The sequence below is a fragment of the Pseudomonas sp. ef1 genome, from assembly GCF_007293365.2.
GTDB classification, from domain to species: domain Bacteria; phylum Pseudomonadota; class Gammaproteobacteria; order Pseudomonadales; family Pseudomonadaceae; genus Aquipseudomonas; species Aquipseudomonas siliginis.
This window is the reverse complement of sequence record NZ_CM129815.1, coordinates 2,579,030-2,594,407: the sequence shown is the minus strand read 5'-3', so window position 1 is coordinate 2,594,407 and position 15,378 is coordinate 2,579,030. Positions and strand designations below refer to the sequence as shown.

At 52.5% G+C, this 15,378-nt stretch carries 13 protein-coding genes and 2 pseudogenes; 4 read left to right on the top strand and 11 right to left on the bottom strand.

Going from position 1 to position 15,378, the window contains the following annotated elements:
• The first annotated feature begins 13 nt into the window (after positions 1-13).
• The gene (tnpC, locus tag FEE99_RS11810) at positions 14-1,561 is read left to right on the top strand and encodes an IS66 family transposase (protein ID WP_034128274.1); all 1,548 of its coding nucleotides are present in this window, start codon (positions 14-16) and stop codon (positions 1,559-1,561) included.
• A 132-nt stretch (positions 1,562-1,693) separates the two neighbouring features.
• Here the strand turns inward: tnpC and FEE99_RS11805 are convergent.
• The 7 genes and pseudogenes from FEE99_RS11805 to FEE99_RS11775 form a co-directional block, all read right to left on the bottom strand.
• Positions 1,694-2,131: pseudogene (locus FEE99_RS11805) on the bottom strand (methyl-accepting chemotaxis protein); the annotation flags it as partial.
• A 153-nt stretch (positions 2,132-2,284) separates the two neighbouring features.
• A pseudogene (locus FEE99_RS11800) lies at positions 2,285-3,013 on the bottom strand (PAS domain-containing protein); the annotation flags it as partial.
• Between the two features lie 152 nt (positions 3,014-3,165).
• Positions 3,166-5,235 (bottom strand): putative bifunctional diguanylate cyclase/phosphodiesterase, encoded by a 2,070-nt coding sequence (locus FEE99_RS11795; protein ID WP_143979135.1) that lies wholly within the window; start codon positions 5,233-5,235, stop codon positions 3,166-3,168.
• Between the two features lie 902 nt (positions 5,236-6,137).
• Positions 6,138-6,683, bottom strand: a complete 546-nt coding sequence (locus FEE99_RS11790; RefSeq protein ID WP_041478934.1) for a DUF488 domain-containing protein — start codon at positions 6,681-6,683, stop codon at positions 6,138-6,140.
• A 310-nt stretch (positions 6,684-6,993) separates the two neighbouring features.
• Positions 6,994-8,505 (bottom strand): sensor domain-containing diguanylate cyclase, encoded by a 1,512-nt coding sequence (locus FEE99_RS11785; RefSeq protein WP_081932522.1) that lies wholly within the window; start codon positions 8,503-8,505, stop codon positions 6,994-6,996.
• A 949-nt stretch (positions 8,506-9,454) separates the two neighbouring features.
• Positions 9,455-9,679: a DUF2188 domain-containing protein gene (locus tag FEE99_RS11780; protein ID WP_041478933.1), complete on the bottom strand. Its 225-nt coding sequence runs from the start codon at positions 9,677-9,679 to the stop codon at positions 9,455-9,457.
• 187 nt (positions 9,680-9,866) lie between these two features.
• A complete protein-coding gene (locus tag FEE99_RS11775) occupies positions 9,867-10,691 on the bottom strand; it encodes an alpha/beta fold hydrolase (protein WP_237143813.1) in 825 nt (274 codons plus the stop codon).
• Positions 10,692-11,200: 509 nt separating this feature from the next.
• Here FEE99_RS11775 and FEE99_RS11770 point away from each other — a divergent pair.
• Complete coding sequence (locus FEE99_RS11770) at positions 11,201-11,446, top strand: hypothetical protein (RefSeq protein WP_420480641.1); 246 nt, start codon at positions 11,201-11,203, stop codon at positions 11,444-11,446.
• On the opposite strand, the gene FEE99_RS11765 is transcribed toward FEE99_RS11770, so the two are convergent.
• A complete protein-coding gene (locus FEE99_RS11765; RefSeq protein ID WP_371924083.1) occupies positions 11,412-11,624 on the bottom strand; it encodes a hypothetical protein in 213 nt (70 codons plus the stop codon). The genes FEE99_RS11770 and FEE99_RS11765 overlap by 35 nt on opposite strands.
• Before the next feature lie 395 nt (positions 11,625-12,019).
• Between FEE99_RS11765 and FEE99_RS11760 the strand changes: the two genes are divergently transcribed.
• Positions 12,020-12,415, top strand: coding sequence for a DUF7673 family protein (locus FEE99_RS11760; protein ID WP_208601939.1), 396 nt, complete (start codon positions 12,020-12,022; stop codon positions 12,413-12,415).
• A gap of 480 nt (positions 12,416-12,895) precedes the next feature.
• Complete coding sequence (locus tag FEE99_RS11755; protein WP_041478930.1) at positions 12,896-13,306, top strand: response regulator; 411 nt, start codon at positions 12,896-12,898, stop codon at positions 13,304-13,306.
• A gap of 205 nt (positions 13,307-13,511) precedes the next feature.
• On the opposite strand, the gene FEE99_RS11750 is transcribed toward FEE99_RS11755, so the two are convergent.
• The 3 genes from FEE99_RS11750 to FEE99_RS11740 form a co-directional block, all read right to left on the bottom strand.
• On the bottom strand, positions 13,512-13,775 hold the full coding sequence (locus FEE99_RS11750; RefSeq protein WP_081932520.1) for a DUF1652 domain-containing protein: 264 nt from the start codon (positions 13,773-13,775) through the stop codon (positions 13,512-13,514).
• Positions 13,776-14,063: 288 nt separating this feature from the next.
• A protein-coding gene (locus tag FEE99_RS11745) for an IS5 family transposase (protein WP_156497532.1) occupies positions 14,064-14,916 on the bottom strand; the annotation gives its coding sequence in 2 pieces (ribosomal slippage) (positions 14,064-14,573 and positions 14,575-14,916; 852 coding nt in all).
• Positions 14,917-14,972: 56 nt separating this feature from the next.
• Positions 14,973-15,179: a hypothetical protein gene (locus FEE99_RS11740; RefSeq protein WP_064361071.1), complete on the bottom strand. Its 207-nt coding sequence runs from the start codon at positions 15,177-15,179 to the stop codon at positions 14,973-14,975.
• Positions 15,180-15,378 lie beyond the last annotated feature (199 nt).

The following is a 15,378-nucleotide window of genomic DNA, read 5'->3' as shown; positions in this document are numbered from 1 at the left end:
CAAAATTCGGCGCATGACTTCTTCTCCCAATCTCGACCAAATGACTCCCGACCAACTGCGTGCCTTAGCTGCGCAATTGCTCTCGCAAGTCGAAACAATGGGTAAGACGGTCGAAACCATGGGCAAGAAGATCAACCGCGATCAGACGGTGATCGAGAAGCTGACCTTCGAAATTGCGCAGCTCAAGCGCTTGAAATTTGCCAAGCGCAGCGAGCAGATGAATCCTGAGCAGGCCAGTTTGCTCGATGACCTGATCGATACAGATATCGCAGCGATTGAAGCAGAGCTTCAGGCCTTGCAAACAGTGCCAGCGGCGACCGAGAAAAAGCAGAAGCCCAAGCGCACTGCATTGCCGGCTGAGTTTCCACGCACACTGATCCATCACGAACCTGACAACACTCACTGCCCATGCGGCTGCGCGCTGAAACGCATCGGTGAAGATGTCAGTGAGAAGTTGGATTACACACCGGGCGTGTTCACCGTCGAGCGTCATGTACGTGGCAAATGGGTCTGCGATGACTGCGAAACGCTTATCCAGGCACCGGTTCCGGCTCAGATCATCGACAAGGGCATCCCAACCGCTGGGCTGCTGGCCCACGTCATGATTGCCAAGTTTGCTGACCATTTACCGCTTTACCGTCAGGAATCGATCTTCGGTCGAGCGGGCCTGGCGATTCCACGCTCAACCTTGGCCGAATGGGTTGGCGTGACTGGGGTTCAGTTGCAGCCGCTGGTCGATGCGCTGCGCGAAGTGGTACTCGGGCAGCAGATTATTCATGCCGATGAAACACCCGTGCAAATGCTCATGCCGGGAACAAAGAAAACCCACCGTTCCTATGTTTGGGCCTACGCCACCAGCCAGTTCTCGGATGTGGCAGCGGTGGTTTATGACTTCAGCCCCAGCCGTGCCGGAGAGCATGCTCGCAACTTCCTGCAAGGCTGGAGGGGCAAGCTGGTCTGTGACGATTTTGGCGGTTACAAAGCCAGCTTCGAACTCGGCGTGACCGAAATCGGCTGCATGGCCCATGCACGGCGCAAATTCTTCGAGCTGCACGCTACGAATAAAAGCACGCTTGCTGAGCAAGCCCTGCGCTATATCCAGTTGTTGTACGAAATCGAGAGCGAAGTCCGCGATCTGGAGCCGGATTTACGGCGGCGAATACGGAAAGAAAAAGCCGTCCCGGTAATGGACATGCTACATGTCTGGATGAGCGCCCAGCGCGACCTTGTGCCCGAAGGCTCAGCCATCAGCAAAGCACTCGATTACAGCCTGAAACGCTGGGCAGCGCTGTCGCGCTACCTCGATGACGGGGCTGTACCCATAGACAACAATTGGGCAGAGAACCAGATCCGACCATGGGCTCTTGGACGCAAGAACTGGCTCTTCGCAGGGTCGCTACGCAGCGGAAAACGGGCGGCGGCGATCATGAGTTTGATCCAGTCTGCGCGGCTCAACGGTCATGATCCGTATGCCTATTTGAAGGACGTGCTCACACGCCTGCCGACGCAGCGGGCGAGTGAAATCGATCATTTGCTGCCGCATATTTGGCAACCGGTCTAATTGCGTAAGACGTGATGCTCGGATGCAAACGTTCAGTTGCGCCCAGTAAGCAGCGATGATGTCATATTGGACAAGCACGCTTATCGTGAGAAATTGGAACAGCCTTACGAGGTTGTGCCCGATACAGTTACATCAGAGCTCTTCCTTTGCCTCGGCGAACTGGCGCACGGCGTCGACTACTTGCCGTGCTCCGCTCTGAATTTCCTCTATCACAAAGCCGGCTTGGCTGACCAAATCGACGCCTTGATCGACCTTTTGGCGACTAGCCTGCATGCTCTCCACAGCATCCTGCGCTAGTTCATGGTTGCGCTTCACAACATCGACGATTTCCACGGTGGCCTGCGCCGTGCGGGCTGCAAGGTTTCGTACTTCATCGGCGACCACCGCAAAACCTCGGCCTTGTTCACCCGCCCTTGCAGCTTCGATAGCAGCATTTAGAGCAAGTAGGTTGGTCTGCTCGGCGATACCTCGGATGGTCTGCACGATGCTGCGGATCATCTCTGACTGCTGATTGACTGCAGTGATGCCTTCAGCCGCTCGTGAGAGCTCGGCTGCTATGCCTTGTACCACCTCGACCGTTTCACTAATGACCTCGGCACCATGGCGAGCGCTTCTGTCCGTCTGCTGGGATATATTGTAGGCGAGCGTGGCTGCATCGGATTCTGCCTGCTGCTGGCGCACTTGGGACGTAATATCACGGGCAAACTTAACTACTTTGTAAAGCCGGCCACTGGCATCGAATACCGGGTTGTAGGTTGCGCTCAGCCAGACGGTATCGCCATGCCGGTTGAGTCGCTGGAAGCGTCCAGAGAAGAACTCACCACGGTTCAGTCGCTCCCAGAAATCGCGGTATTCAGGAGAGTCCGCTTCACCTCGTGTGCAGAACATGCGGTGGTGCTTTCCCCGAATCTCATCCAGGCGATAGCCCATGGCCTGCTCGAAGTTTTCGTTGGCGTCGAGAACCTCACCTTTCAAGTTAAAGGAAATCGCAGCCATCGAGCGACTGATGGCCTGAACCATGCTGCTCTGCTCCTGCTCACGGATCACCTGAGTAGTAATGTCGGTGGCCAGCTTCAGCACGCCTTCGACGCGACCATCGGCGCCTCGGATAGGGTTGTAGCTGGCTTCGAGCCAGACCTCCAGGCCTTGCTTATTACGCCTCAGGAAACGTTCACGTATGTACTCGCCACCAGCCAGGCGCTGCCAGAACTTACGATAGTCGGCACTCGCCTGGTAATCAGGAAAACAGAAAATACGATGGTGCTGTCCGACGATCTCCTCCAGTCGGTAGCCCATGGTGGTAAGAAGGTTCTCATTGGCACCTATGATGGTGCCATCGGGTTTAAATTCAATTGTTGCCGTCGAACGGTCAACGGCCACGGCCCTTGCTTCTGCGGCCTGAAGCTTTTGCAGAGCCTCAGCCAAGGTCTGCTTGATTGCCTTGTTGAACATTGATTAGCCTTAGAGTGAATTTTACTATCGGACGAATGAGGAGAAGCCGTAAATCCCAATTCGAATGTTTAACTGATGCTTAAATCAGGTGATGTAGCGGGTCTGCAAATTGCACCAGCAAGCACCAACTTGAATCTATGGCTTGTGCAGTATCACGCTAGAGTCTTGGTCGCGCTTAAGCTTTCCAGCATCCTCTCTGCGCTCATCGGCTTGCCCAGCAGGTAACCTTGCAAAATGTCGCAACCCAACTCGGTAAGCATCTGTTGTTGTTCAGCGGTTTCCACACCCTCTGCAACGATCCTCAGCCCCAGCGTTTTACCGAGCGCTACTATGGCCGAAACGATAGCCGCGTCATCGTTACACTTAGCCAGCTCGGTGATAAAACCTCGGTCGATCTTCAGTTCGTTGGCTGGTAGGCGCTTAAGATAAAGCAGGCTGGAATAACCGGTACCAAAGTCGTCGATGGAGATATTCACGCCCAATGCTGCCAATTGATCAAGAACAATCAAAGCAGCTTCAGCGTCCCGCATCGCCGTAGATTCGGTAACTTCCAGTGTCAGGAAACGGGGGGGCAGGCCACTGCTTTGCAGGGCATTGCGCACGACATCAACGAGCTTTGCATGGGCCAGTTGTACCGTCGAAATGTTGACCGCAATACTCCATTCGTCTTTACCTTCGCCTAACGCTTGCCATTCGGCCATCTGCCGGCACGCCTCATGGATTACCCAGCTACCGATTGGCACGATCAATCCAGTACGCTCTGCCAAGGGCAGGAAACGGACGGGCGGCACCAAGCCCAAACCTGGCTTGTTCCAACGCAGTAAAGCTTCAACGCCGATCATAGGGCCATTTGGGGCGAGCATCTTCGGCTGGAAGTGCAGGATAAATTCATTCCGATCCAGTGCGCACCGCAGATCCTGTTGCATTTCCAACTGCAGGTGAGCGTTAACGTTCATAGCTTTTTCAAAGAAGCAGTAGCCATCGCGGCCCTGCTCCTTGGCGTGGTACATAGCCGCATCGGCATTGACCATCAGCTCATGCTCGGTTAGGCCATTTTCTGGGAATATAGCGATACCGATGCTAGCGGACACATGCACTGTCTGCCGCCCAAGTACGTAAGGTAATCGAATATTTTCCACCAAGCGTTGCGCCAACATCGCAGCGTCTTCAGGTTCGCCGGGATCGATAAGCAGAACGAACTCGTCGCCTCCGAGGCGAGCCACCGTATCTTCGCCGCGTTTGGCGTCGTTGATTCGCTTTGCTACTTGCAGAAGCAACTGGTCGCCAGTGTGATGACCGTAAGTATCGTTAACAGCTTTGAAACCATCCAGATCCATGAAGAGTACGGCAAAGTGGCTCTTCTGCCTGATGGCTTTATGAATCGCTTGCTGAAGACGGTCGTTTAGGAGGATACGGTTAGGGAGGCGAGTAAGATTGTCGTGAAGAGCTAGCTGCACCAGTTCACTGTTTGCGAGGTCAAGGGAGCTGGCAAGTATGCTGGTGCGGACGTCAAGCATTGATACGATCAAGGCAATAGCGCAGACAGCCAGCGTGATCAGAATCACCAAAACCATTAGCAAGTTGCTATCAATGCCTGCATTGACCGCTCCGCACACGCTCCCGATAGGAAATTGGGCAGCCGCCATTCCGGTATAGTGCATTCCAACAATGGCACACCCCATAATTAACGAGGCGCCGATGCGTGTACGATTGATGTACTGACCTTCGCCACGCAGGCGGAAAGCGATCCACAAAGCCACGCCCGAAGCAAGGATAGCAATCAGCACCGATAGCGCGAACAACGACGGAACGTATTCCACTACAGGATTCATCAGCAGCGCCGCCATTCCAACGTAGTGCATGGATGCAATTCCGATACCCATGAGCACCGCACCAAGCAGCAAACGCGGCAGTGGCATTTCCGTCTGGCATGCTAGCCACAAAGCAAAGGCGGAGGAGGCGATGGCGATCAACAACGATAAGCCAGTCAGCGTCAGGTCGTAACCCAGCTCGATGGGCAGTTGGAAGGCCAACATGCCAATAAAATGCATCGACCAGAGGCCCGTGCCCATGGCGGAAGATCCACCGGCAAGCCAAAGTGCCGATGCTTTGCCTTCGGTACGGGTGACTCGACCAGTCATGTCCAGCGCGGTATAAGACGCCAGGATCGCTACGGCGAAGGAAAACAGCACATACACGCTGTTATAGCTGCTTACTAGCATTGAAACCTTGAAGGTTGAATTTGGCTCCTCTGGGCCATCGGCGGCACGAGCAGTTTCTGAAGAGTACGCTTCATCCTATCGTCAAAAATTTTACAAAAAAAAGCGTCATGCCAGCCTTGCGACTTCCACGGGCACGCTTACGGCTGAATGCGATGCTGGCAATTGTAGTGCCGTGCTGGGCACCCATATTGAATGACCTGGGCTTTGAAGGCCTTGGAATAGGAACCGAGTGTTGGCTGCATGAAATACCCGTTTAAAAGGCTAGATCTGGTGCTCACTTAAATTTGAGTGCACACGATGTCTTGGCTTTGCGGGGCTGGGTAGATGACATGGCCGGACGGTTACTTCCATCCCGCACGCCTGCGCGCTCCGCTTGCCGAAGGCTTGTGCGCGTTAATCGGTCGCACGGCCGTGCTGAATGCGCTGGGATGTCAACAGCTGGCTAGGCGCCACACCTAAACACCCCCACTAGAGCCTTGGGAACTGAATGGATTAGGGAGGAAAAGTGCTGCTGGTAAATCTAAGCGTCACGATTTGAGCCCAATCGCATTCTTCCATGCTCGCATTTAACTGCACGCGCATCCCCTTTTAACTACGAACGAATACCACATGGCGCGTGCTTGGCCGCTCCTACCAAGCCGCTCGTGATCCTGAGCGCTTGCTCATTGAAGAGCGAGCGAAGGCTCTTTCAGCAACAGGCTATCCGACTCCGAATGATGATTCGGCCATGTACGCCGAACAACTGCTGCAGGAGGCTAAGACGGCTGTAAGCCTATCTTCCGCAACCCCCCCTTGTAGAAAACTCTAGCTGGGGTACGAGGGGGGATGACATTAGCAAAAGGTGTCACTTGGCTGGAGAAACCCTTACACTTTCAACGACGGAAAATTCGGCGAAACGGAGGCTATTCTTTCGATTCGCCTTTTTTCGGATAGGTAAGTTTGCTTCCCACTAGCTCGGCAGAAGGAGTAGGTATCGCCTTCGTAGACTTGCCAATGTCCATAATGTGAAAGACCTCCGCCCCTCGGTTCAGCAGGTAGTCAGCGACTATACGACGATGGCATCGCCACCAGACCGCTTCCGCGCACATGATGGCGCAACGCTTGGTGTCGCTCAGCTTCAACAGTTGACGCAAACCTTCTTCAAACTCATCCGATAAAGCGTAGTCAGCGTAGTTGTGGAAGCTTCTATTTTCCCAAAATGCATTGATGTCATCCGGGACGTTTTTGGATTTTTTTCGCAATCCGCCTAAGCTCTCGATCTGGTAATGCAAGATTTCAGATTTGGCTAATAACTCTGGCAGCACATCCAAGTTGTACTGAGGATTCGTCCTGGAGCGAGGCACAGTCCGGATGTCTATCACGGCGTCAACATCGAAGCTCTGGAGCATCTGGACGAAGACATTGATAGGCTTTGTCGAATGACCCACAGTAAAAACTGCTTTGTTCATAACCTCCTCCTATGTGCGTCTTCAGGAATAGTTTCGAAGTCAAGGATCGAAAAAAAAAGAGATGCTGAGCTACGCCTCGCAACGGTTGCGACACACCTCATGCCCAACCCGAACTCGCTGCTACGCTCAGACAATTTCAAGGATAAAGGAAGCTTATGGCAAGCGAATATTCGTTATCGAAAGTGCTGGAAAGGATATCAAATCAGCTCGCCCTGGAGGCTGCACTGATGGAATTAACGCTCCATGTCGAAGCCCAAGGTAGCGGTGAAGTTGGAGATAACGTTCGAGGCGTTTTGTAGGCCATCGGTGTTCAGCTTCCTACTCGATTCCGTCCTTGAGCCTTAGCGCTGTAAAGCAAACGGTCAGCTTTGATCAGAAACTCTTTATGATTCTCCTCTCCTGTTTTAGCAGTCGAGACCACACCTGAGCTTATGGTGACTATGCCGAATGGGCTCGCTGAATGTTGAATTTTTGCATTCAACAAGGAAAGCCTAATGTTCTCTGCAACCATAACCGCACCTGCGAGTTCAGTGTCCGGAAGCAGAACTACAAATTCTTCCCCACCGTAGCGAGCAGCGATATCACCTGGTCTATTGACGTTAGCTGCAATAAGGTTCGCTACGCGCACAAGGCAATCATCACCACTTAAATGACCGTATTGGTCATTATATTGCTTGAACACATCTATATCCAAAAGGATTACGGATATGCTTGTTTGATTTCTCGTGGCACGCTTCCATTCTTTATCCATAGCCAAGTCAAAATTTCTTCTATTGGCTAGAGAAGTGAGACCATCTGTATGGGCTATCACCTCTAGCTCTTTTCGGATTGCTTTGAGCTCACGCTCTGCGACAAGCAGCTGTTGGATCTGCCGATATAGCAAGCTACCTAAAAACGCCAAAGCCAATATGATGGAGCCTACCAGTGCAACCGATTGGTAAACATATGACCACCAAGGAGCGAATACATGTTCGTACGACACTCCGGCTGCTGCGACGATAGGCAGACCAGCTAAGCGACGATAGGCGTAGATCCGCTCAATGCCATCTACAATGGATTTGATAATTGCAGTACCGCTATCGCTCTGGGGTAAGTAGCGGCTAAAAATCTCACCTTTGGAAAGATTGGTCGTCATCAACGCTGCTACTGTCGGGCGTCGGGCAAGAAGTTCTCCATTATCGAGTGCTAGGAAAATTACTCCTGCGTCGTCAACGTCCATGCGCTTGAAAAAGCTTTGGAAATATGAAACCGGAACCGTGGCTAACGCAACTCCTGCAAATGCTCCATCGGCTGTTTCGATACGCCGACTGATAGGGATCACCATCTCACCAGTCGTTCGACTTTCGACTATGGAGCCGATGTGGATGGACTGATCATCGTGCTCGCGGTGATAAACGAAGTATGCTCGGTCGCTGTTGTTTTTGGTGTGCAGGCCTTCCGAAAACGAATTCGCCATCCAGTTGCCGTGAGCATCGAAGATGAAAAGCCCTTGAACACCTTCAATATTACTCACCTGTCGGGCCAACAGCTTCGCCAATCGCTCTTGTTGGTCAGGGCCGCTTCCATCGTGCGCTACACGCTCAGCAAGATCTCGCAAAGTATTGTCGGCCTGCAGCATCGTGTCACGGGCCTGCTGTTCAGCGGCAAGTACGATGTTCGAAACAGTTATTTTGGCCGCGTCTACTCGCTCACCGGACGACTGCGCCATCTGCCAAGCAGTAGCAAGGATCAACGAAAAACAGACCAGAAGAATGAAACCTATCAGCGAAAGGGACAATGCTTTAGGTGTCAGCCTTGTGTAGATCGGTAAGGAGAGCGTCATGTGCGCGTCGTCAAATTGGCGGTGGGCTTAACAGAGCAATCTTCATACCGTACATCTAAAGAAAGATCAAAGCATTCACCGGTTGCTTCTGAGCACCCCGGGACGCAGCGAACATCGCCAGAGCGTAGAAAATTCGATGGCTCCTGCACTTTGTGAAACGCCGGACAAAACCCAAACGGTCTATCCTGATGCTTGCGAAGATCGACCAACTCACCTCCTTTGTCTGGTGAAGATATTTCAGCCAGTTTCGCAGGGCCGCCAATGTGCAATGGTGGTGGGGATGTTCGTTTGGGGCTCTACGCCAATCACTGCCACCCAAGGCTTGTCATTATCTCGCGTCGGCAGGGTGTGTCGATCTGAGCCGGCACTTTTTTGATGTAGACGCGCGCATGCTCACGTTCTTCTCCGCTTAAGCCTCCAAGATAGGCAATAGCGTCTTCGGCTGCGGGAACTAAACCTTCAATGCCTCCGAACCTTGGTGGCAATCCAGTCCAGATTACCGCGTCCAATTGGCGGGAGATCGCCCATTCAGCAATGACCCCCGCTACGGTCTTCCCAACCACGAAACTACCGATGCCATCCTCCCGATCTCGAGGTACCCCCTCCCGAATTCTAAGGGCCTCGCGTGCCTCATCAAGGTTGTCCAGATCCAGTATCGCCCAAAGCACTGTGCACCCAGGCGCATTCGCGCATATGGCCGTCGTAAGATCTCCGTTGTCACTGACTCGCGCGAACTCGATGGGCAACACGGGGCCGTCCATAAACCACTCGCTCGCGAGCGGTAAGGTGTCCGGCTTCCAAATCAAAGATCCCCATCCTAGACATGCTATGACCATCATCAGCACCTGTAGTTGAAGCGAAATCCATTTGGGATGACCGAGACTTCAGGTCGGTTGCTTGCATCGCAGCGCCAGCGAAATGCGCGCCGCAACCATTTCAAGTGCCCGGTTCAGCCTTTTGTTTTTCTAGGATCTGCTGATCGAGGAAATGTACGCTCCTCTTGGATCGTGCCGTCCTCTTTGTGGATTTTGAGAGAGGCAGTCTTGCCCTGAAGAAATTCGCTCGCTATCTCGGTAATTTCTGCTTTGGTGGATGCGGTCTTGGAGGCGCGTTGGGCGCCCTCCTTGACGAGCTCCCAAAGTTTTTCCGTTTTTTTGATGTGATAGTTATCCATTGGCTCACCTCTGACATGACAGATCAATGCTTGTCAGGTTGACCATAGGGGAACCGAAGAGTTTGAACGGATTGGCGGCATTCTGGATGCTTACGGAGATTCCCTTAAGTTTCTAGGGACGTGGGGAAAACCCGAAGCATGGGGCAGTTGCCGCTACACACCAGGAAGAGCTTTGGCATGGCAGAGGTTAAGCAGTCTTGGTTCGCTGCAAACGTTGCTTACCAGCGCGGTTAGCGATCTCCGGCGCCGGGCCTTCACCGTTCTGCTGCCGAGAAAGAAATTCGCGTATCAAACCAGCAGTTCGCCTAGCACTGGTCACTACGAAAAAATGCCCCTCGCCCTTAAGAACGCGCAGTTCGGCTTGTGGAATTGAGCGTCGCAGGACATACGCATTGTATGGCTGCACGAGGGTGTCACGATCGCCGATGAGGATGAGCGTGCGTATACGCAAACGGGATAACCGCAGCAGACTTGTCCAGCCTACCAAAGCGGCTAACTGGTGATGATACGTTCGCAGGCGTACGGTTAGCATTCGCTTTACAACACCGAAGCGCAGCAGTGCCTGTGTCGAATTGACTGAAGCATCTCGTTCGGGCTGTTTGGTGCCTGCGCTCCCTCTAAAGAATTCCAGGATGTCGGCGGGCTTTACCAGTAGAACTGGGCCCGCAGAGGTCGCCGCCAAGATAAGCCGTCGCACCATGGTGGGATGACGAAGAGCGAACTCTTGCGCCAATGCACCGCCCCAACTCACGCCGAATACATCAACATGGTCGATGCTCAGTTGCTTGAGCATTTCGGCGATCAGATCGGCATGACTTGGCAATCGCATCGGCCAGCGGGGCATTTGCGATTTGCCGACACCAGGCACGTCCAACGTGATCGTTGTGTAGTCACCTAGTTCGTTGCGCAGAGCATCGAAGGTTTTAATCAAACCTCCCAGACCGTTAAGTAGGAGTAACGGAGGGCCTTGGCCGGCGATGGAGACATACACCTGTAAATCTTTAACGGTCATCATTCGGCTCGGCATGAACTCCACCTCCGTCATCCGTGAAGCAGTGTAGCCGAGCAGTTATGAGGCGCTCGAACCACCGCCTTTCCTCCTAACATCTCGATATTTGTCTAGGCCCAACACATTCTGATAAAGGTTCAAGCGCTTGGTGATCAGGCAATCAGGGCCACGATCTTAGGTAGAGGAACCCTCACCCGGGACGGGCGCCTAACAGATGAACTCATCAGCTTGAGAAAGACAAAATGCATATGTCCGAGGCAGAGCAAATCATGGAAGCGCTTTCGACCAATGAAGTAAACGTCAAGCTCGCTGGGGGTGGTCACTAATATCTGTTGTTGTAACAACACATCTCAATGGTCAGCTTCACCCCTGCTACGTTCTCGCCAAATCGAACCCCCTATCCGACGATGAGAAGCCTGACTGATCAGCCTGGTATCCAAGCAGCACTCCGGCTCACGATAATGTATTGAGAGGATAATTTGTCTTATTGGGATTGGATTCAGTGGCCAGCAATGGTCGTCACCGTTCTGGCCGCATGGCTCATCGGATCGCAGCGACCAAAAAGGCGAATGACAGGGTTTGTGTGCTTCAGCGTGAGCAACGTCTTGTGGGTCATCTGGGGCGCCTACGCAGGCGCATATGCATTGATCGTATTGCAGGTTTGCCTTTTTCTGATGAACCTTCGTGGATTAAGAAAAATTCGAAGACATAAGAACGGAAGACTCAAGAATGACGGTACCCGTCGTAGTTTTTTTTGAATCCTCGGGCATTCATGCCCAACAGTACGCATTCAAGAACAATTAGCGCATAGGCCTCGGCATGAAGTCCCCAGGCCACCCAAAGCGCATTGCTTAGGATGAACCCCCAAAAAGCGAGCATCCGGCGCCACGCTCGTTGTGAGCCTATGAACCAGGCTGAGATGACTGTTACAGCCATCGCTGGCCACTGAATCAAATCGATGTAATCCAACGTGCTCTCCGCATTTGAAAGGGCATCCGTGCATCAGCACGTTCTGCGATAAACTACCAGACCATTACGGAACGGCTGACGTTCTAAAACGGGTACGTCGGGTTGTTTAGATTTCGTATCTTCCATGCTCAGCGCTGAAATCAACTGTATTCAGCTTTCTATGAAAATCACCGAGGCGTTTACTCATGTCTAGCGCTCCCTGCCTCCGAAACCTACCTGAACCGTATTTCTCTCGATCACTCTCGCATTTGAATGCGATTCAAAATTCGTCTAATAGGCACAGATTGTTTGAAGCGTTGGACTTAGGCCTCGAATTCCTTCGTGAGCTCAGCGCTCGAGGTCTCTTAAGTCTAGAAGATACGGTGGAAGCCGGCCGTTTATGGGGTGACACGGCGGATAAACGTCTGCGTGCTTTGCCGGAGCTTGGTTCCTCAGCCTCCGTCCATCTGTTCGCAAAAAATACGACTTCTGAGCCTGTTATGGATACGGCCACACAGTCGGCGTTGGAACACTTGCTGGCGTTGGCTGAGCGTGAGACCACGCAATCGAGCAAGGTGGCAAACTTTCTTTTAGCATGGTGGAACGCGACCGAGAACGGCGGTTTTGACTTTGCTGACCTTTATGGTCTAAATCAAAAAACGGCCTCTTCTTGTAGCTTAGTTTTTACTTGGATCGCTCAAAACGGAGCAACCCCGGAAGCAATAGGATATGCGTCACGTTTCCAGACGCTGGCTATGAAATGGCACGCGGTGAGGTAGCTCACCATCACGGTTCAGTCATCGTAACTAAGGATTCAGCCACTACCCACCTCACCGGAGCCGCTGTCTCTCCTACACGCCTCGTCTGTATCATCTCTGTATTCAGCGGAGCCGACGGGTAATGGGTGGACAGATAATTGGCGGAACGCTAAATTGGTCTCCATTGCGCACCGTGACGGAGACTGCCGCATTTACATCGGACGGCACTTCCCGCTAGAGACCTACCTAATGCAAGCGAGCCCGCCGCTGGAAATATCTATGAGGGTCATTTGGCGATAGATTCAGGGACTATCTCGGGTCGGGTCGGCCGGAAATGCAGGACACCGAACGCTTCTTCGCTACGCTGCTAGTAATCTTTACGGAACATGACTCAAGCCGGCTATACGCTTGCGGTAGCCGTATATTAGTTAAGCGTGAAATTTCGCTTACACTCCAAGTAGCCATCCGCTGCTTGAACGGTTTTTCGCTAAGGAAATCATCTTGAACGTCAACTGGAAGGCACTGCTGCCGATTCACGGCGAGATCATCATCATTGAGGACGATCCAACCGTGCTGTCGCTCATGGTCGATATCATTGCTGATATCGGTGCGAAAACTGTCCCATTCACAAAGGCAGATGATGCGTTGACCTACCTGCTCGAAGCAAACCAAGAATGCGCCTTGGTAATCGCAGATCATGGCGTCCCTGGCCGGGTTCAGGGCATCGAGTTCATAGAAATGGTCAAAGGCAGGTGGCCTCACATCGCTGCGATCCTTACCTCGGGTTATCTGATCGAGAGCACCGCAGTGCCAGCCCACACTATTTACCTACACAAACCTTGGTCACTGGATGACATGGTGATTGCCGTGGCGGAGCTTCTTCAGCCCGAAAATCCCATTGGCAAGTATTAAACCGTTGCTCATCTTGGTTCCGCCATAGCGCAAGCGTCTTCAATGCTTGCGCCTTTTTGTCCCAAGGCCGCAAGGACGGCCAGAAAGGCTTGTTCAAGTTGTAGCTCACGTTCTTGGGACATGGTCTTAATCAATCTCTAAGGTAGACAAACCCTACCCTAATGTCGCTGTGCCATTAATATGAAATTGACAATCGATCATATTTTCAAGACGAGGATTTCAGCGCAGTCTCCCGAAACGATGATTGGCAGGTCGCGATCTCACTGCGTAGCTCCGCAATCAGATTCGCCAAGGCCCGACTGGAGTTCAGTTCCGAAACCGAAACGCCAGTGGCTAAGAGATCTACGCGCCCCGTGGAGGGTTCGTAAACCTTAATTGTCAGTGAGCCATCTGGGCTGAAGGTGCAGGTACAGGATAGCGGGAGAAAGCCACATTCAATTATGCGTCTCAGTTCAAGCGCAGAAAGCATAGGTTTTCCCCCGAAGCATTTACAATTTCCTGGCGCAGAGTCTCTTCCAAAGTATAAGCATAACTTCATGAACCACTGTTGACTCAATGCAACACGTAAAGTTGTGAGGTTGATCAGGAAATCTATCGATAGCTAGAGGTTTCAAAGCACAGCGACTACAAGACTTCGCACAATGACTTTGCTGCAGCGAACATAATGATTGATGGATATCCAAGTAAGGGATAAGCGCATAAAGCTTTCAGCTTCTGGCTGGCCGCCGGCACGAGACGAAAAGCCCCAGCATCTACGCTAGGCTCTGTACGTAAAGTATTGTCGCAAGCACCGCATAGCGCAGGCCAATGAGACCATCGCCGCAAAACTTGTTGCGAGCTTGTCGAAGCGCGTCACGATGCGACGGTTCTCCTTCAGCCAGCCAAACATGCGTTCGATAATGTTGCGCTGCCGATATTTGGGGCGATCAAAAAGTCGAGGCAATCCTGGCTTGGTTTTGCGCTTCATGCTTCGCAACGGAATGACTGGCTGCATGCGATAACGATCACAATACTGGCGCAGCGCTTCAGCGTCGTAACCCTTGTCAGCCAGCAACCAGCGGCAACGCTTGCGTGGGCGACCGCGCAGGCTGGGTATGCAAGCCTGATCGAGTAGCGGTTGGGCATAGGCTATATCGCTGGCTTGTCCGCCTGACAACAGGAAACGCAGAGGCACACCATTGGCGTCGCACAGCATGTGAATCTTGGTCGTCAGGCCACCCCGGCTGCGCCCGAGCGCGTGGTCTTGCGGTTCTTCAAATCCCCTTTTTTCCCGGCACCTGATGAGCCCGGGTTGCTCGTACGGCAGTGGAGTCGATCATCCATGTTTCCAAGTCAATCAAACCCTGCTCATTCAATCGGATATGAAGACGCTTGAGCATCTGATCAAAAGCTCCGCAATCACGCCATCCCCGGAACCGTTGATAGATCGTTGACCAAGGGCCGAATCGTTCGGGCATGTCTCGCCAGGCTGCGCCAGAGCAAAGCACCCAGAGAATACCGTTTAGCATCAGGCGATCATCGGCCCGAGGGCGCCCGGTGCGCTGATTTTTGGTGAAGATATCTGCAACCAGATCCCAGGCTGCGTCGGGGAGTTCATACCGCTTTGCCATCTTGGCCTCCTGGCTTTAATGGCGGTGTATTTTACAGAAAATCGTATTTCTTGGGTTTACGTACAGAGCCTAAAGTTCTTTTTACAACCGCGCAAGTTCATCAAACAGAGGCAGATCTGCAGTACGATCAATGCATAGGCCCCGGCGTAAGCACCCCAAATGACCCACAGAACATTACTCAAAATGAAACAGAAGAACCCCGCCATTCTTCTCGCGGGACGTTGAGAGCCAATAAGCCACGCGGCGATAACCGTCACTGCCATAGCTGGCCACTGCACCCAATCCAGATAACTCAAGTCAACCCCTCAATCTTTTATCGATTTAAAAGAGAGAGATTCAATGGCGAATAATTCAGATTTTTTGGGCGACATTTGGAATGTACCGTTCGTCAGACATGGATCGAATTTCTTGAACATACGTGCTCCCTCGGACAGATTAAACATGTGCTGACGAAAATTCCCT